Origin of the sequence: Aliiglaciecola lipolytica E3, assembly GCF_000314975.1 — a bacterium.
In the GTDB taxonomy this organism is placed as follows: Bacteria; Pseudomonadota; Gammaproteobacteria; order Enterobacterales; family Alteromonadaceae; genus Aliiglaciecola; species Aliiglaciecola lipolytica.
On the sequence record NZ_BAEN01000076.1, the window covers coordinates 56,498 to 75,220 of the forward strand.

Genomic DNA, 18,723 nt, shown 5'->3' on the forward strand with positions numbered 1-18,723 from the left:
ACATTTTATGTTTGACCGAACTCGTTTAGCTGCTGCCATAGTTCTGGCGCTGTCTAGCCAAGCTGTATACGCACAAGAAAGTCAAAATTCAACTAGTTCTGATGAAGACAATGTTGAAGTCATTGATGTACGTGGGGTTCGAGCTAGTCTTGTTTCCGCAAAGAATATCAAAATGAATAGTGCAACTATTGTCGATGCTATTGTTGCAGAAGATATTGGTAAACTACCTGACAATAGCGTGGCGGCTGCATTGCAACGAGTCACCGGGATTCAAGTAGAGCGAACAAATGGTGAAGTAAATACAGTACTGATTCGTGGTTTACCCGATGTTGTTACTACAATGAATAATCGCAATATCTTCACCACAACGGGTAGATCAATTGCGCTGGCGGATATTCCAGCAGACTTAGTGTACAAAGTTGATGTTAAAAAATCGCAAAGTGCTTCGGATTTTGAAGGTGGAATTGCAGGTTCTATTGATGTACAGCTAAGAAAACCCTTCGATTTCGACGAAGGCTTTTCTGCCGCTGGTGGCTTGCGTTATGAATACAGTGATGAAGCAGAAGAGTGGAATCCGATTGGCAGTGTAACTCTAAATAATAATTGGAACTCGGATGCGGGCCGCTTTGGTGCTTTAGTTAGCGTATCTCATCAAGATCGCGATTTTATGGATCAAGTAAACTTTGTCACTGCACCATTCACTCTGCCCGATGCAGTGGTAAATAATCCCAACTCTGTACCATTAAATGTTGAAGGGGAAGCAGCACTGGCACCTAACGTTATAGGCGGGTATTTCCGTTATGGAGACCGTGTCAGAGATTCGGCTAACGTGACTTTTCAGTGGGAACCAAATTCAAACAGCATGTATTATTTTGACTTTTTTGCCGTGCAATATGAGCAAAATAGCCAGCTAAACTTTTGGGTACCATTACCGGATTGGGGCGGCTGGGGTCAGGGCTATGTAACCGAATATAAAGAAGGTACTAACGTAGCGCAAAGTGTCGTGCGTCCAGATGCACCTGGCACGATAACCAGTAACCAATCCTTTTATAACGCCTCGGATACCTATCAATACGCGATTGGTGGAAAGTGGTTATTTGACAATATGACGGTGAAATCTGATTTAGCATTCACTGATAGCTCAGCGGATTATCGTGGTTTTATTCTTGATTTAGGTTTCTTTGCAGACACTATTAACTACGATTATTCCAAAAATGGAGCAGGCATTTCCGATGTGGAAATTCTGGATGCAGATGGTAATCCCTACGATATGACCGATGAAAGTCAGTACTTATTATTTACTAATTTCGATCAGCTCAGTCGTCAAGAGGGAGACGCGGTTGATTGGACGATAGATGCTAATTATGGTTTAGATTCGTGGATCACCTCAGTGGATTTCGGTGTGCGTTTGAGCAAACGCACGGCGTTTAATCAAGAAGCAGATTCTGGCGGCAGAGGCAATATATCTGGTCGTGATGTGTTTCTATCTGAATTTCCAGGCATGGCTGACTATACCCCAACAGGTTATATGAGTGATGTTACCCAATTAAATAACACTCAATGGCTCACCCCAAATGCCGACTATATTTTAGCTAACCGAGCTGAAATTAGAACCGCGATGGGTTACTCGCCTGATGATCCTGACTTCCTCCCTGCACGTTATTACGATAATACTGAAAAAAATTATGCAGCCTATGCGCAAGCTAATTTTACTCAAGAATTTGGTGATATGGTATTAGATGGTCAGTTTGGGGTACGTTACGTGACTTTAAAAACTGAGCTTAACGGTAACAGCATCACTGATGGTGTGGTTAGCCCCATTACAGTAAGTACCAGCAACAATCAGTTGTTACCTGCTGTAAACTTGCGCTTGGAAGTAACTGACGAAGTTTATCTTCGTGCCGCGTATGGTGAAACTATTAGTCGACCTGCGTTTGCACAATTGAATCCAAGTGTTTCGTATTTCTTACCCTCTGAAACTGCCACATTGGGTTATGGTGATGGCGGAAATCCTGAGTTAAAAGCGGTAGAGTCGAAAAATTTTGATTTGTCTGCCGAATGGTATTTTAACGATGCAGGATCTTTAACCGCGAGCTATTTTTATCGTGATATTGATGGATATGTTAAGTCAGTAGCAAATCGTGAAACAGTCAATGGCGAGGAGTTTTCAATTACTCGTCCGGTCAATAGTGGTGCAGGTTCCATGACTGGGACTGAACTGGCTTATACGCAATTCTTCGATAATCTCCCTGGTTTATTATCTGGTTTAGGTATGCAAATTAATGCCACGTTTATTGACGCGGAAGCGGAAAACGCTGCGGGTGTTATGGAGCCGTTACCTAATGTTTCGGATGAATCTTATAACGCAGTATTGATGTACGAAAAAGACGGTGTATCTGCACGTTTAGCTTATAATTGGCGTAGTGAGTGGTTTGGTAGCTTTAACGAAGCTGGTGACCAACCGGGTAAATCTGTGGTACATAAGCCTATTAAATCATTAGATTTTTCAATCAATTATGATGTGAATGAACATTGGACTATCTCTTTGGATGGCACTAACTTAACGGATGATGTTGCAAATGATTATTTCGGTGGCGATTCATCTGCTGATGCGACTTTATACCCTAGAGATACTTACATAAGAGATCGAACTTTCTCTATCGGTGTTCGAGCAAGATTGTAAAACTGCTTAACGTTATTGATTAGGCCTTAATCGTTCGATTAGGGCCTTTTTTAATACGCTCGTAAAAATTCTTCTTTTGGAATCAATCAAGGCTTATTGACATCCCTTCACTACTCACAATTATAAACGAAACTACTTGTATTTTTATTAGTATGATAATAGTATATTTGGAAAATTAACATTTAGTTTGCAAATACATTGAACGCATATTATTTCCTTAACAAAACAGTGTATAACGTGACTAATATTTATTCTTCAAACCGCATTCTTGAATCGTCAAGGTTTGGTTTATAACTCGGGCACAGCGGTATGGCTTCTCAAAAATTATCCCACGTAGAAAAAATCGGATTTGGCGCAGGTGATATGGCAGTCAATGTCATGGTTGCAGCTTTATTTTTCTTTATGTCGTTTTTTTACACCGATATTTATGGTTTAGATCCAGTCGATATGGGAATTTTGTTTTTAGTCGCTCGTTTCGTTGACGCGTTTACCGATCCGCTCATGGGAGTCATTACCGACAAAGTCAAAACCCGTTGGGGTCAATTTAGACACTGGTTCTTATTTTTATCAGTACCATATGGCGTTTCTGTAGTGTTGCTTTTTACCACCCCTGATTTCGACTACAACATGAAGCTGCTTTGGGCTTACGTAACTTATCTATTTGCCACTTTAATGTTCACTGGTGTCGCTATCCCTTATATCTCATATATCGGTGTGTTGACGGCTGACCCGCAAGAACGCTTGTCTGCAAACGGCTACCGCATGTTCTTTGCTAAAATTGCGAACGTAGTGATCGTGTTTTCAGTGCCATTGTTGGCAACCAAATGGGGCGGCGAAAACTTAGCAGAAGGCTATCGTTTAGCAATGATTTTGGTGTCAGCCTGCGGTGTTGGTTTGTTCTTGTTTTGTTTTTTTACCACCAAAGAACGCATCATTCATGAACCTCAAAAAGAAAGCGTGCTAACACAACTCAAAGTACTACTCAAAAATGACCAGTGGCTATTATTGTGTGCTGCCTGTGTTCTAGGTACTTTGGGTTATGCCATTCGTGGCAGTGTGGCCATGTACTATGCCAAATATTATTTAAATGCACCAGATTTGGCTGGCACATTCACAAGTGCTGGAATCGCTGCGTCGATTGTTTCTATGGTAGCCAGTACCTGGATAACTAAACGCTATTGCAAAATCAAGTTGTTTCGCTGGTCACAAATAGCCGTTTTGTTAATTTCAATTGCGATGTTTTTCACTGTTCAACCTGGTGACATAGTGCTTGCTTTTTCACTCTATATTATTTTGTGTTTTGTAGTGGATTTGCATGCGCCAGTTTTTTGGTCCGCTATCGCAGAAGCGGTGGATTACGGTGAAATCAAAGACGGTGTTCGCGCCTCAGGGTTATCCTTTGGTGGCATTTCGTTTTGTCAGAAAGCCGGTGGTGGTTTAGCTGGCCTTACTGGCGGTTTGTTATTGGCATTTTTCAACTATGAACCTAACGTACAGCAAAGTGATTATACCTTAGTAGGTTTAGCACTGATGTTGACGATTATCCCAGGTATTTTCCATGCGCTCTTAGGCTTGATTTTATTCAAGTACAAAATATCAGATGACTATTACACCAACATGGTGAAAACACAGCGTTTACCCGAAAAAAGTTAAAAGAGGTTTTTATGACTGCGATTCCTACGCCCCTGATTCCGCAACGCGCCGATCCCTATATCCACAAGCACACGGATGGGTATTATTATTTTACGGCGTCAGTGCCAGCATACGATGGAATTGAGTTGCGCCGTTCGAAAACCCTTGAAGGTTTGGCCGAAGCAAAAACAAAAATGGTATGGATGAAACCTGAAACTGGCCCGTATTCTGAATTAATTTGGGCGCCAGAAATTCACTTTAACGATGATGCTTGGTATGTGTATTTTGCAGCAGCACCGAGCCGAGAAATTAAAGACGATTTATTTCAACATCGTATGTATGCCATTACCACTAAGGCAGACAATCCAATTGATGGGGACTGGGATTTTTGCGGACAAATTGAAACACCGTTTGATACATTTTGTTTAGATGCAACCTCGTTTTATCACAATGACGAGCTCTACTACTGCTGGGCGCAAAAAGAACCAGGGATACGAGGTAATTCCAATTTGTACCTAGCCAAAATGGAAACACCTATCAAAATTAAAGGTGACATTACGCGTTTAAGCGTTCCCGAATTGGACTGGGAAATCATTGGCTTTTGGGTAAACGAAGGCGCGAATATACTTAAACGCAATGGCAAAATATTTTTAACTTATTCTGCCAGCGCTACCGACGAAAATTATGCGATGGGATTGCTGCATGCCGATTTAGATTCGGATTTGTTGGACCCTAAAAGTTGGACTAAAGAGTTAGAGCCGGTATTTCGAAGTAACGAACCTTTGTCAATGTTTGGTCCTGGCCACAATAGCTTTACGCAAGACGAGGATGGCAACGATATTTTGGTTTATCACTGTCGGCAATATACCGAAATAGAAGGCGACCCGTTATGGAATCCTGATCGTCATACTTTTATCAAACGATTGCTTTGGGATGACAATGGTATGCCTGTCTTTGGTAAACCGGGTCAACCTTAAAGTGACGTGAAGAACATGAAAATTATATTAACCTCTCCCAACTTGCGCACTTTTATGTGCGCCTGTTTTTTTACCCTTAGTCTTATTGGCTGCGACAATCAAGGTAGCGAAAATTCTGCGTATGAACAATCTGCCCTGCACAAACAACCGGTTGGTAAACAACAACTATTTAATTTACAACAAGTAAGTATTTTTGATGGCCCATTTGCTCACGCTCAACAAACTAATGTGGGTTATTTATTGGCCATACAACCAGACAAACTATTAGCTCCCTATTTGCGTGAAGCCGGTCTAGAACCGAAAGTAGACTCTTATGGTAATTGGGAAAACACCGGTTTAGACGGTCATATTGGTGGGCATTATTTAAGTGCCTTGAGTTTGGCGTGGGCAGCGACTCAAGATACTGAATTGAAACGCCGTCTAGATTATATGCTAAATGAATTGCAAAAAGCACAAAATGCCAATGGTGGGTATCTAGGGGGGATTCCAAATGGCAAGGTTATGTGGGATGAAATAAAACAGGGAAATATTAAAGCCGACCTGTTTAGTCTAAACGACCGCTGGGTACCCTTGTACAACATAGACAAAATTTTCCACGGCTTACGCGATGCTTATCTTATTGCCAACAGCGAACAAGCCAAAACCATGCTGCTGTCGTTGGGGCAGTGGATGTTGGATGTCACCAATAATCTTAGTGACGAGCAAATCCAACAAATGCTGTATTCAGAACACGGTGGTTTGAACGAAGTGTTCGCCGATATGTCCACAATCAGTGGTGATAAAGCCTATCTAGAACTAGCGCGTAAATTTTCTCATAAACGAATCATCGACCCATTGGTAGCTCATAAAGATGAATTAAATGGATTACATGCTAATACGCAAATCCCGAAAATTATTGGCGCTCTTAAAGTCGCGCAATTAAATAACGATGAAAGTTGGAAAGAAGCAGCAAGGTTTTTCTGGGAAACAGTAACCAAACAGCGGTCAGTGGCCATTGGCGGTAACAGCGTACGCGAGCATTTTCACGATGCAGCAGATTTCAGTCCTATGGTGGAAGATCCGGAAGGACCTGAAACTTGCAATACCTACAATATGATCAAACTTAGCAAGTTGTTATTTTTACAAACTGCCGATACCCGCTATTTAGATTATTACGAAAGGGCTACTTATAACCATATTCTCTCATCACAACATCCAGAACATGGTGGACTAGTTTATTTCACTTCAATGCGCCCTGGACATTATCGGATGTATTCATCAGTGCAGGATTCAATGTGGTGTTGTGTAGGATCAGGCATTGAAAATCATAGTAAATATGGTGAATTAATTTATTCGCATTCTGTGGATAACCTGTCGGTTAACCTGTTTATAAGTTCGACGTTGAGATGGCCAGAAAAAGGTTTGAAATTAACCCTTGAAACCCAGTTTCCTGACAGTCAAAACGTGGTGATAAAACTACACCAATTAGCCGAAAAGCAAATGGGTGAATTCGTGCTTAACATTCGCAAACCTGCATGGTTCAGTCACGATATCTCGATGTTTAAAAACGGTGAAAAAATTAATTATGTAGAAAATGAAGGCTATATTCAGATTCAACAAAACTGGCAGGATGGCGATGAATTAAGTTTTGAATTGGCGGCCGGCTTATCTACTGAGCAATTGCCAGACGGGCAAAATTATTATGCAGTTTTGTATGGTCCAGTGGTATTAGCCACTCAAGTTCAAGCGTTTGATAATGAGGAACTGAGCTTTGTGGCAGATGATAGTCGTATGGGTCACATTGCTTCTGGACCTGTGTGTCCGCCAGAGGCACTGCCGGTGATATTAGGAGATCCTGAAACGTTCGTCGGTTCGCTCAAACGTAGCGATTCCGTGCAGTTGGCGTTTACTAGCACTGAACATTTTGCAATTGGTAACACCCCTGATGATCAAGCTCTAACTAAGCGTTTAATTCCCTTTTTCCGATTGCACGATAGTCGCTATCAAATTTATTGGCCGCAGTTAAACGATCAAGCATTTGAACAGTTTGTAGATGACGCTAAAGCGCAAGCGGAAATTGAAGAACGGTTACGTGCTATTACTGTAGATATAATCACACCGGGAGAGCAACAACCTGAAGTAGAACATAACTTCAAAGGTCAAGATACTCGTGCGGGAGTGAATGCTGGTAAGCATTGGCGTGATGCGTCTGGCTGGTTTGAATATGAACTAAGCAATCATCAACAACGAGCTAAAAGGTTGCGTATTACTTACTTTAAAGGAGATGTGGACCGGCGTTTTAGAATTAAATTGAACGATGAAATATTGGCCGATGTTAGTTTGCCAGTAATCGCAGAAGGTGAAGAATTCTATCAAGTTGATTATCCATTAACTGACGCCATGCAAAATGCTACGAAACTGGTATTAAGGTTCGAAGCAAAGCAACACTCTATTGCTGGAGGTATTTACGGAATTCGCTTGCTATCAAATTAGTGACGCAGCAAAATATATACAATGTGTAAGCCGGTTTTGACCGGCTTTTTTCATTCTACTCCACAAGATTAAAAGCGACATATATGTATGGGTAAACAGAAACAAAAAAAGACTGCAAAAGGCTCAACAGGACATAATAAAAACCTTACGGCGGACTTTATAAATAAATATCAGGGGCGGGCTGACGTGAGTGCCACAGGCAGTGGGTTGTTGTACACGATCATCGACATGAGTGACGGTCAAAAGCCACAAATACCGAATATAGTTAGAGTCAATCAACGTATTCTCTTAGCCGATGGCAGCGTAATTGATGACACTTATAAAACTGGCATTCCAGAAGAGTTCAGTTTAGAAGAAGCGATAGAAGGACTGCGTGAAGGAATACAGTTGATGCCCGTAGGTTCGCGCTTTGAATTTGTCATTCCGCCAGAGCTAGCATGGGGAAAGAAAGGGAATAGAAGTAAAATTGGCCCCAATACAGTGATGATAGTTGATGTTCGTTTAATTAGTTTTGAGTAAACCCTTGGTGCCATATTTGAATGGGGTAAGTGTTTCCCAATATTGAATAGCGATGGCCTTCACTCAAAGAGAAGTAATCACGTTCACTAGAACAAAAGCCAAAACTATTTTTTGATACACCCTTTACGTTATTTCTCTAGCAGGTGTGTCGTATGGTTATCTAAGTCAGTAGGGTCAACTACTGGCCAACCATCTTTCCAGTCCATTGGCAGAATACGTAACTTTTGTTTGCCTTTATCGGCACTTTCATAGGCGTGTGTAACCAGGTAATCTGTTCCATCAAACGTATATGCTGAGTTATGACCCAAAGCAACCCAATTGTCATTGCCTTCCAACACAACTGAACCACCCCCATCCAACATGGATTTTCCCTGCTTATCGAAATAGGGCCCTTTGATATTTTTACTACGTCCTACTCGGATATTATAAGTGCTTTGCATGCCTCGACAGCAGAAATCAAAAGATACAAAAAGATAATAAAAATCGTCTTTTTTGAATATGTAGGGCGCTTCAACTGCACCAACTCCATCGCGTCGTGAAATAGTATGCCATTCTTCTGGTTGTGCAAGACGCACTAAATCATCATCTAGCTTAACTAACTTCAGACCACCCCAAAATGAACCAAAACTCATCCATGCGGTGCCGTTTTCATCCTCAATAATGGCTGGATCTATCGCGTTCCAGTTATCTCGATTGGGCTGTGACTGAATCACAATACCATGATCAACCCACCGATAATCGGGTGAGTCTGGGTTTAAGGTTTTGTTTACTGTGACACCGATACCTGAAGTGTTTTTGCCAAACGCAGAGACCGAATAATACAAATAGAATAAGCCATTTTTTTGGTAGACATCGGGAGCCCATAAATGTCCTTCAAATTCTGGCGCAACTCGCTTAGTCCAACTTGGCTGATCTGGGAACACGCGACCGGTTAATGTCCAGTTTTTTAAGTCGGTTGACTGGTAGTAAGTAATGCCTGGACCAGTACTGAAAACATAATAAGTATCACCTTCTTTTGTCATGACCGGGTCATGCACTTCAACCTGTTTTGCTTGAACACATGCACAGATACTCGTTAGCAATGCAGCCAACATGCAAAAGAAATTAGGAGTGTACAGATTCATTTTTAAACCTTCTAAATGCAAAAAATTAACGAGTCTAGTTTAGCAGCAATTAATTAATATTTGTAATACAATATTAATATTTAAAACGATAACTTAAATTTATTAGTGAGGTAATCGCCATGAAAAAATCGCAGAAACATACATTTATTCAAAAAATAGGTACATTTATTACCTTAACTTTTTGCTGCTCAGCTAGTGCCGAACCTAATCTCAGTGAGACAGTCACACTCATTGATAATCCTATCGTATTACAGCGAGCAGATCCTTGGTTAGTTAGGCATGAAAAAAGTGGTTGTTACACTTTTATTGGGACGTCACCCAGGTTTGATGAAATTGAATTACGACAAGCATGTCGCTTGAATGACTTAAAATTGGCGACACCGAAAGTTATTTGGAAAAAGAAAGCGGCAGGGCCAATGAGTGTAAATATTTGGGCTCCTGAACTGCATGAAGTGAACGGTGACTGGTATATTTACTTTGCAGCAGGCGACATCGACAAACCCTTTAGCATTCGCATGTATGCTTTAAAGAATGTACATGCTGATCCGATGCTAGGTGAATGGCAAGAAGTCGGTAAAATTGACACACATTTAGACTCATTCTCTCTTGATGCCACAACGTTTGAGCATAGAGGTAAACGGTATTTAGTGTGGGCGCAACAAGATGAAGATCGCACTTATAATTCAGCATTGTGGATTGCTGAAATGGATTCCCCTACTTCAATCAAACTGCCGGTTGTAGCAATAACAGAACCCACCTTTGATTGGGAGACTCGAGGATATAAAGTCAATGAAGGCGCGGCTGTTATTATTCGTAATAATAAAGTGATGATGACTTACTCGGCGAGCGCGACCGATGATCGTTATGCTATGGGGTTGATTTGGGCAGATATCGACGCAGATTTACTCCAAGCAAATAGTTGGCAAAAACGTCGTGAGCCTATTTTCACTACCAATGAAAATGTGGGACGGTTTGGACCTGGCCATAACAGTTTTGTGAAAGCTGAAGACGGGGAAACTGATTTGATGATATATCACAGTCGTGATTATAAAGCGTTGCAAGGCACTCCGTTAACCGATCCTAACCGCCATGCTAGAGCACGTATAATTTATTGGGATGCCGAAGGGTTTCCTGTTTTACAGCCAAGTAAAGCAGATTAGGCGTTATTCCTGAAGGTGGGACTTTAGTCCCGCACATTAAATTTAAGAAGTACTATGGGATAAATCCCATGCTACAACTTAGGGTTGAATGGCATATATTCCGTTTTATACCTCTAGGCGGGACTTTAATCCCGCACATTAAATTTGAGAATTATTATGGGATAAATCCCATGCTACAACTTAGGGTTGAATGGCATATATTCCGTTTTATACCTGTAGGCGGGACTTTAGTCCCGCACATTAAATTTGAGAATTATTATGGGATAAATCCCATGCTACAACTTAGGGTTGAATGGCATATATTCCGTTTTATACCTGTAGGTGGGACTTTAGTCCCGCACATTAAATTTGAGAAGTATTATGGGATAAATCCTATTCTACAACTTAGGGTTGAATGGCATAAATTCCGTTTTATACCTGTAGGCGGGACTTTAGTCCCGCGAATTACCAAAAACGAATATAGATAAAGAATGTAATTCCAATTATCCCAGCAGTATGAATGTAATCCCATTTGTCTAAACCGGCAATGACCTCTTTGTAAGTCCCTTTGTCTAGGGTAGAAAACGTCAGGCCTTTTAGTTTTTCATCACTAGCACGTTGCGTAAATACACTTACGATGATCATGATTGCCACTACCACTACGAATAATAAAATGCAGTAATATAACCAGTTCATCGTGACTATCCACGAAAAGCTACTGTCCTGTAGAGACTCTCTAAACGGCAGCATTACAAGGCGTATCATGCCAAGCACGAAGCCAGAAACTAAGCCAATAAACCCTGCGCTAGGTGTAATGCGTTTACTTACTAAACCGAGTAAAAAGACAGCGGCAATTCCCGGCGCAATAAGCGATTGCACACTTTGTAGGTATTCATATAAAACATCTGCAATTAGGCTCATTACCGGAATCCAAAGTATACCTAGGATTACAATCGCAATAGTGGCCAACCTGCCTACTTTTAGAAGATGTTTTTCTGAAGACTCGGGCTTAAACTTTTTATAAAAATCGATCGTAAATAGAGTGGCAGATGAATTAAATAGCGATGCCAATGAGCTCATCAAGGCAGCTACTAATCCACCAATCACTATGCCTTTCACACCTGATGGTAAAAGTTCTGAAACTAGGGTTGGAAATGCCTGATCTGCACTGTCGTAACTAATGATACCTTTTGCTTTTAGTGCATAAGCAATCATGCCCGGAACTAAGAATATAAATACTGGTAACAGCTTTAAGTAACCTGCAAACATGGTGCCTCGCCTAGCTTCTTTTATACCTTTTGCAGACAACACTCGTTGCACAATGTATTGATCAGTACACCAATACCAGAAACCGATAATAAAAGATCCGAAGATAATACCAGGCCAGGGAAACTCTTGATCTGATGCGGAACGAATAAGATGCATGTTAGCATCATTCAAGCGTTCGACTTCTGACCACCCACCCACTTTGTCTAAGCCGACAACTAAAATAACCACCGAACCTATTATCAGAACAGGCGTTTGCAACACTGAAGTCCACATGATCGCTTTCATGCCACCTAAAACAGTGTATATCCCAGTTATGATGACTAAGCCTAGGGCTGATATCCAGAAAAAATCAATCCCCCAAATACTCTCAATACCCAATATCGTCTTAAACGCTATGCCACCGGCATAAACCGTTACTGCCACCTTGGTTAATACATAACTAATGAGTGAAATTACCGATAAGAAGGTGCGAGAAGAAGCGTTATAACGGCGTTCGAGGAACTCCGGCATGGTGTAAACTTTGCTGCTCCAATAAAAAGGAACAAACACCCAACCCAGCAACAATATTATCCATGATTGAAGTTCCCAATGGGCTAACGCCATACCCGACTGAGCCCCCGCACCAGATAATCCAACTAAATGTTCTGAGCCTATATTCGATGCAAATATAGATGCACCAATCACAAGCCAACTAGCGTTTCTACCTGCTAAAAAATAATCTGCTGTGTCTTCTTCCTTCTGGCGCATCGACATAACGACCACACCAAGCAGAAGGACAAAAAAACCAGCTAATACTATCCAGTCTAACGTGCTTAACTCAACCATATGTAATTCACTTATAATTCAATAATATCGATATTGTTATCTAATATGAAATATTATAATACAATTGAAGGGAAGTGAAGTGTATTTGTTAACAATCAGTTAATGCATGTTTTTTTCTCAGGAAAGGTGAGTATGCTCTACGACAAAAACAGCTTTTTCAAAAATCAGATAGTCTCACTATTGTTTGCTGGTATTCACTTGCTTAAATAACGTTTGTGCAAGTTTATACGATGAAGTATGAGTGTTTAAAAAGTAAAAGATTGTTTATTCAAGGGGCTTTGTTAACATGCTAAATAGTACTTATAATAATACGATAAACAAGCGGCTGAGTGAGAGATTAAATGGCGCGATTAACAAATCTAAATCTATCTGATCAAGTAACAAACGAGTTGGGAAAAGCGATCATCGATGGTAGCTATAACAATGAAACGGGCTTTCCATCTGAAGCTCAGTTATGTGAAGAGTATGGTATAAGCAGAACATCAGTTAGAGAAGCGGTTAAAATGCTCGCCGCAAAAGGCCTAATTTCATCAAAGCCAAGACAAGGAATTCGTATAGAGTTACCTGAAAAGTGGAATTTTTATGATACTAATGTGTTGACTTGGATGTTAGCTAGTAGCCCTTCACTAACGGTTTTAAGGGAATTTTTGCAAATGCGATTTGCCATTGAGCCCCAAGCTGCAGCTCTTGCTGCTAAATATGGCACAAAAGAAGATATTGCTGAAATTGGAAAAGCGCTAGAGGGAATGCGAGCAGCTGCACAAACTCCTGATGGTGACTTACATAAAGCCGATTTAGAGTTTCATACCGCGATTTTGCAAGCCAGCGGGAACCGATTCTTCTCTCAACTAAAGGATTTTATTCGAACGGCTCTGAACGTAAGTATTCAGCATACAACGCCTGCCAAAGGCAGTAATGAGGCGATAGTCGAGGAACACCACAAAGTCTACATTGCCATTTCTGAAGGAAATGTTGAGCGAGCCAAAAACTTGATGGTTTATTTGATAGATGAGGCTATGACAGTCATAGAAGATGAGATTAAAGCACAAGAAAGTTAATTTGTAGAATGTCATAAATTTATTTAGATAAATCATAAACAAGAATTCGGGAGCACTTTAAGGTTTGAGTAAACAAAATGCGGTCTATCCAAGTTTAGCTGGAAAAAGTGTCTTTATTACTGGAGGTGCTGCAGGTATCGGTGAAGTAATGGTGGAAAGGTTCTGTCAACAGCAAGCTAAGGTAACCTTTATCGATACTGCCGTAGAAAAAGGGCTTAAATTATGTGAAAAGCTCAAAAAACAATATTCTTGTGCCCCGCACTTTATTGAATGTGATATTCGTAATGTAGAAGCGTTACAAAACTCAATTGCAGATGCTGGCCAACGACAAGGTGATATTGGTGTTCTAATCAATAACGCGGCGGATGATACTCGACATAGCTTTGAAGACATGAGTTCCGATTATTGGGATGATCGTTTTGCCGTAAACTTAAAACCTTGTTTCTTCTCTACTCAAGCGATTGTGCCACAGATGATCCGTTTAGGCGGAGGTAGTATTATCAATCTGGGTTCGGTAAGTTGGCGTAAAAAACAAACTTGTATGCCCGCCTATACGACGGCAAAAGCCGCAATCGAAGGGTTGTCTCGTACTTTAGCCGCGGAAAACGGCAAACATAATATTAGAGTGAACACTCTCATACCTGGTTGGGTGATGACTGAGCGTCAAATGACCCATTGGCTTGATCCTGAAATAGTCAAAGAGGTGCAGCAAGAGCAGTGTATTCACGCCACTTTGTATCCTGATGATATTGTTAATGCTGCACTTTTCTTGGCCTCCGACGATAGTAAAATGATGACTGCACAATCCATTGTCGTTGATGCTGGTTGGACTTAATTAATTATCCAAGCAAGTCTTTTGTTTAATTCTTTAAATTTAAAATCATTATTAAATCTTAAGTTGGATTAAATTAAATTGTAATATAAAATTATTTTTGGGTTGCTGAAATAAAACGTTGGCCCTTTTATATATTTTGCAAAGGTGCGTATGTGTCGGAATGGGTCTTAATTTATTTGGTGTTAATAGCAGGTGCATGTCTGCAAAGTGTTATTGGCTTCGGCCTCGGACTGCTATGTGCACCTGTGTTATTTTTATTAATGCCAGAATTAGTGCCGGGCCCAATGATACTAAACGCATTATTAATCACTTCGTTGCTGACTATAAAACACAGAGCTGACATTAATATCAAGCAAACTGGTTATTCGATACTGGGAGGCACAATTGGGGTATTAATTGCTGGTAGCATAATGATGTATATTGATAGTTACCAATATCAATTATTCTTCGGGGCCTCCATTCTATTCGCAGTAGCGCTATCTTTGATAGGGTACACTCCAAGAGTTTCCGCATTAAGTAATTTTGTAGCAGCAGTTGTTTCTGGTTTCATGGGCACAACCACTTCCGCAGGAGGTGCGCCGATGGGATTGTTATATCAAAGTGAAGAACGAAAAAGAATTAAAGCAAATATCAGCATCTTTTTCGTTTATATAAATTTATTCGGTATTCTCGTTTTATGGTTAACTGGCTCTGCGAACGAAACTGACTTTAAATTATTTGTGCAATGTATTCCGGCAGTTATATTGGGTTGGTTCTTTGGGTTTTTGCTTAATAGTAAAGTAAACGAAAAATTAATCCGTCATTTAATCTTATCGCTTGCTATGTTATCCGGAATAATGTTGATTTTTTCTCACCCTTAAATTGAACGCTTCTGCCACTAAATCAAATGATTAGAAACTTAAAATGCTATATCTCTCGCATAACAGTTGAAATCATAAGCAATCTAATGATAATTTCGTTTTAACTGTTAACATATTCAAAAACATCAACTTTTGATGTTCAAAGCCATCTAAATAGGAATTAGCAAATGGATAATAACGACAACAGCCCATATCAAGCTCCTGAATCTGATTTAACCGCTACTGATGCTCCAGCAGGCACTTGGGTATACTCAGGCCCGACAGGAAGGCCTGTTGGCGATGGTATGACTTGGATATCTGATGGTTTTAGTTTATTTAAACAAGATATTGGGATGTGGATTGTTACTATGATTGTAGGCTTTATCGTTGCCATAGTGATCAATATCATTCCATTTATCGGTTCAATTATTAGTATGTTTCTTACCTACATTTGGGTGGGTGGACTTATGTTAGGTTGTCAGGCTGCATTTGATGGAAAGCCTTTTGATATTAAATATTTATTTGCTGGCTTTTCGTATCGTGCAGGTCGGTTAATTGGCCTGTCATTATTAGCTGCAGTGGTCAGTATAGCCATTATGTTTGTCGCTATGGGGTCTATGTACATGGACCTGCTAGCAGGTAACGCTGATGCGAGTGATATGGGCGTGCAATTTTGGTTGTCGTTCTTGGTTGGTATGGCACTCATGTTACCTATGGTAATGGCGGTTTGGTTTGCTCCTGCGCTTATCGTGTTACAAGACATGCCTGTATTTGCGGCGATAAAAGAAAGTTTTCTAGGATGCTTTAAAAATGTTCTGCCATTTTTAATCTACGGAATTGTTATGTTGGTTTTGTATATTTTAGGTGCTATTCCTTTACTATTAGGTCTGCTAATTGTTGTGCCATTAATATTTACATCAATGTATACCTCTTACCGTTCAATCTACCTAACAGAAGCGTCGTAATCCCCTTCTAATAATTTGGAGACACTAAGTTACGGTGTCTCCAGTTTTCTCCTCAAGAAATGCAAGTGCCAATTAGCGCTAAACTGATTATTGCCAAGTGCGGAACAAAAACCGTTGGGCTTAGCGCGTTTTTCAGATAGTTTGCAATTAACTTCACTGAATTAGGACGATTTAATTCCCATTGCGTATTGTATTGCAGCGCATTTTCTTGGATAGAATCTCGCAGTGATTTTTCGACTACTAGCAAACGCTCCCCAATTCTGCTTTGAAACGTTTTCCAAATGCCATCTAGCATCCAAATTATTAAGCACAATATTGGTAGTACAAAATCTAATTGCAAATGGAACACTAAAAGGCTGCATAACACCACACTGAATAGTTTAAGTATGAGCGAAAATTTCTCGTAACTGTCGTATTGAAACTGCAATGTCGTCCATTCTTGTTGCAGTGCAGTTTGATTGATTGTGTCCAAGGCAGATTCTCATTTTTGAAAGTGATGATATGTATTATAAACGAAAAAACGGCTCACAATGGAGCCGTTGACTATTTTAATCGATTGTTGCTAAGGGTTAATTTCCCCAGATTTCTCCGACAAACTCAGGATGGTCAACAAAGGGGTTACGGTTTCCTTGATAAGAGTGAGCGGCTTCGTTGCGATCAATCTCAAGTTGGCTCACTGGATCTTGGTTATGCCAGGTTTTTAGCATATCAATAAACCAGTTTTCAAAAACCTGATTTGAACTCCCATTTAAAGCCGCATCACTAGATGAACTATTTGACTCCCAAGCAGAAATGACATTTTCGTAGCGAGTAGCCATATAAAAATAGGCACGCGCAAGATCGCCTTTAAATTCATCAATTGGCTCGAACACCGTACCTGAATAACCTAAGCCAGAACGTGCTGAGCCCAGAAGAGAACCGTTTTGCGAAGTATATGTAGCACTAGAGACTTCTCCGTAAGGGTAACTGCCGCGCTTTGAGTTAACGTAGCCGTCTGTCGCAAAAATATGATGCACGTCTGAGTTCATAGGCCCTATCGCACCACCAAACCAACTACGAGGAAAGGAATGTTCGCGATTATAACAACTTCCTTCACCAGAATAGTTACCACATTGATCGCTTACCGGGGAATAAGTATATGGATCGCTACTACTTGGACGCTCTGCATAAATGTCTAAAATACTGCCATCATTTTCGTAATATTGATCAAGGGAATTGCTACTGTAAAATGTCCATAAACCACCATACCCTTGAGAGCTATGACCTTTAATAATATCGTACAAAGCAGTTTTAAGATTGTAGCCAGTCAGCCCAGACGCATCGGCATAATAGCCTGTTAAGTCTGGCGGTGTGCCTCCACCACTACCCAGAGTAAATACAAAAGTTTCGCTTGAAGCAAAATTACCCCCACTCGTTAACGACGTCCCCTCAATAACGAGTTCATATGAACCACTCCCATAACTACAACATATCCCATCGCCGTAAGCGTCATTGATGGTGAGTGTGTATTCTCCATCGGCTAAACATAATGCTTCACTATAACTGGTATTATTGGCATAACCTGAGCCTGATGCTTCGACAGAAGATTGCGCGTTTGTGATTTCCCAACTAGTTTCTGATGCGTAGTTGTCGGTGAGAAGTTCGAAGCTGCCGCTATTTACTTGGCAACCCCCAGTTCCACCGCCTGTGCCACCACCATTTGTGCCACTGTTAGGTTGAAAGTCGTCAATATAAACGACTTCAGAACCATCGAACCCAGATACATCGTAAAACCGTAAACCGACTTCTATATTACCTGTAGTATTAGCCGTATAAGTGTAGCTAAGCTGTTGCCATTGATTGGTTATACTTGCATTCGAGTAGTTCCGATAACCGTCAACATAAAGGCGGGCTCGCATACCTCCCTCAGTATGGTAAACCCAGGTACTAAACTCGATGGTTTGCCCAGAGTTGACGGCAATACTTTGGCGAAAATCTGTTGAGCCTTGGGTTGCTGTATTTACATTTATTGCTGCCGCACTAGAGCCACTTTTTACAACACTGGTTGATTCACTGGTTGAAATACCGCTATCGATAGTTGTCCAGCTATCGGGTGTTCCACTAGACCAATCTTCAAATTCGCCATTAGTTACGTTTCCATGAGCCAGTTGTGATATTAGTAATGCACTGAATAACAAAGTACTTAGTTTTTTCATTCTTTTTCTCTTTGGCTGATTGTTAAAATTAAAGAGCTTTGTTTAACTGCAAAACCATACGGAATGAATATGGTTTTTTTATGACGCTTGGTAAAATAGTTGACCATATGGTCATTTTCTAGTCAATGATTGCTTTTGAAAAAGCGGAATAAATCGGTAAATTAACAAACCTGAATGGTGTGGATAGAAAT

General features: G+C 40.5%; 14 protein-coding genes. 10 read left to right on the plus strand and 4 right to left on the minus strand.

All coding sequences use genetic code 11. The annotated features are described in order from the left end of the window. The first annotated feature begins 7 nt into the window (after positions 1–7). The 5 genes from GLIP_RS18825 to GLIP_RS18845 all read left to right on the plus strand — a co-directional run bounded on the left by GLIP_RS18825 (position 8) and on the right by GLIP_RS18845 (position 8,283). Positions 8–2,683 (plus strand): TonB-dependent receptor, encoded by a 2,676-nt coding sequence (locus tag GLIP_RS18825; RefSeq protein ID WP_008846289.1) that lies wholly within the window; start codon positions 8–10, stop codon positions 2,681–2,683. A gap of 309 nt (positions 2,684–2,992) precedes the next feature. Beyond that, positions 2,993–4,336, plus strand: coding sequence for an MFS transporter (locus tag GLIP_RS18830; RefSeq protein WP_008846290.1), 1,344 nt, complete (start codon positions 2,993–2,995; stop codon positions 4,334–4,336). A gap of 11 nt (positions 4,337–4,347) precedes the next feature. Further along, positions 4,348–5,292, plus strand: coding sequence for a glycoside hydrolase family 43 protein (locus GLIP_RS18835; protein ID WP_008846291.1), 945 nt, complete (start codon positions 4,348–4,350; stop codon positions 5,290–5,292). Between the two features lie 15 nt (positions 5,293–5,307). Further along, positions 5,308–7,764, plus strand: a complete 2,457-nt coding sequence (locus GLIP_RS18840; RefSeq protein WP_008846292.1) for a glycoside hydrolase family 127 protein — start codon at positions 5,308–5,310, stop codon at positions 7,762–7,764. Between the two features lie 87 nt (positions 7,765–7,851). After that, positions 7,852–8,283: an FKBP-type peptidyl-prolyl cis-trans isomerase gene (locus GLIP_RS18845; protein WP_008846293.1), complete on the plus strand. Its 432-nt coding sequence runs from the start codon at positions 7,852–7,854 to the stop codon at positions 8,281–8,283. Positions 8,284–8,411: 128 nt separating this feature from the next. Here GLIP_RS18845 and GLIP_RS18850 read toward each other — a convergent pair whose 3' ends face one another. Then, positions 8,412–9,407, minus strand: a complete 996-nt coding sequence (locus tag GLIP_RS18850; RefSeq protein WP_052155019.1) for an arabinan endo-1,5-alpha-L-arabinosidase — start codon at positions 9,405–9,407, stop codon at positions 8,412–8,414. 119 nt (positions 9,408–9,526) lie between these two features. Between GLIP_RS18850 and GLIP_RS18855 the strand changes: the two genes are divergently transcribed. Then, on the plus strand, positions 9,527–10,567 hold the full coding sequence (locus GLIP_RS18855) for a glycoside hydrolase family 43 protein (RefSeq protein WP_008846295.1): 1,041 nt from the start codon (positions 9,527–9,529) through the stop codon (positions 10,565–10,567). Between the two features lie 444 nt (positions 10,568–11,011). Here the strand turns inward: GLIP_RS18855 and GLIP_RS18865 are convergent, their stop codons facing one another. Continuing rightward, entirely contained in the window at positions 11,012–12,640 is a 1,629-nt protein-coding gene (locus tag GLIP_RS18865; protein ID WP_008846297.1) for a sodium:solute symporter, read from the minus strand. A 341-nt stretch (positions 12,641–12,981) separates the two neighbouring features. On the opposite strand from GLIP_RS18865, the gene GLIP_RS18870 reads away from it, so the two are divergent. The 4 genes from GLIP_RS18870 (at position 12,982) to GLIP_RS18885 (ending at position 16,337) form a co-directional block, all read left to right on the plus strand. Continuing rightward, positions 12,982–13,698 carry a FadR/GntR family transcriptional regulator gene (locus GLIP_RS18870; RefSeq protein ID WP_008846298.1) on the plus strand — a complete coding sequence of 239 codons (717 nt, stop codon included), beginning with the start codon at positions 12,982–12,984 and terminating at the stop codon, positions 13,696–13,698. 64 nt (positions 13,699–13,762) lie between these two features. Continuing rightward, positions 13,763–14,533 (plus strand): SDR family NAD(P)-dependent oxidoreductase, encoded by a 771-nt coding sequence (locus GLIP_RS18875; protein ID WP_008846299.1) that lies wholly within the window; start codon positions 13,763–13,765, stop codon positions 14,531–14,533. A gap of 152 nt (positions 14,534–14,685) precedes the next feature. Further along, positions 14,686–15,393: a sulfite exporter TauE/SafE family protein gene (locus GLIP_RS18880; protein WP_008846300.1), complete on the plus strand. Its 708-nt coding sequence runs from the start codon at positions 14,686–14,688 to the stop codon at positions 15,391–15,393. A 167-nt stretch (positions 15,394–15,560) separates the two neighbouring features. Continuing rightward, entirely contained in the window at positions 15,561–16,337 is a 777-nt protein-coding gene (locus GLIP_RS18885) for a BPSS1780 family membrane protein (protein ID WP_008846302.1), read from the plus strand. 52 nt (positions 16,338–16,389) lie between these two features. Here the strand turns inward: GLIP_RS18885 and GLIP_RS18890 are convergent, their stop codons facing one another. Together GLIP_RS18890 and GLIP_RS18895 are read right to left on the minus strand one after the other, a co-directional pair. Further along, positions 16,390–16,809, minus strand: a complete 420-nt coding sequence (locus GLIP_RS18890; RefSeq protein WP_008846303.1) for a hypothetical protein — start codon at positions 16,807–16,809, stop codon at positions 16,390–16,392. A gap of 97 nt (positions 16,810–16,906) precedes the next feature. Further along, positions 16,907–18,532, minus strand: a complete 1,626-nt coding sequence (locus tag GLIP_RS18895; RefSeq protein ID WP_008846304.1) for an endonuclease — start codon at positions 18,530–18,532, stop codon at positions 16,907–16,909. Between the last annotated feature and the right edge of the window lie 191 nt (positions 18,533–18,723).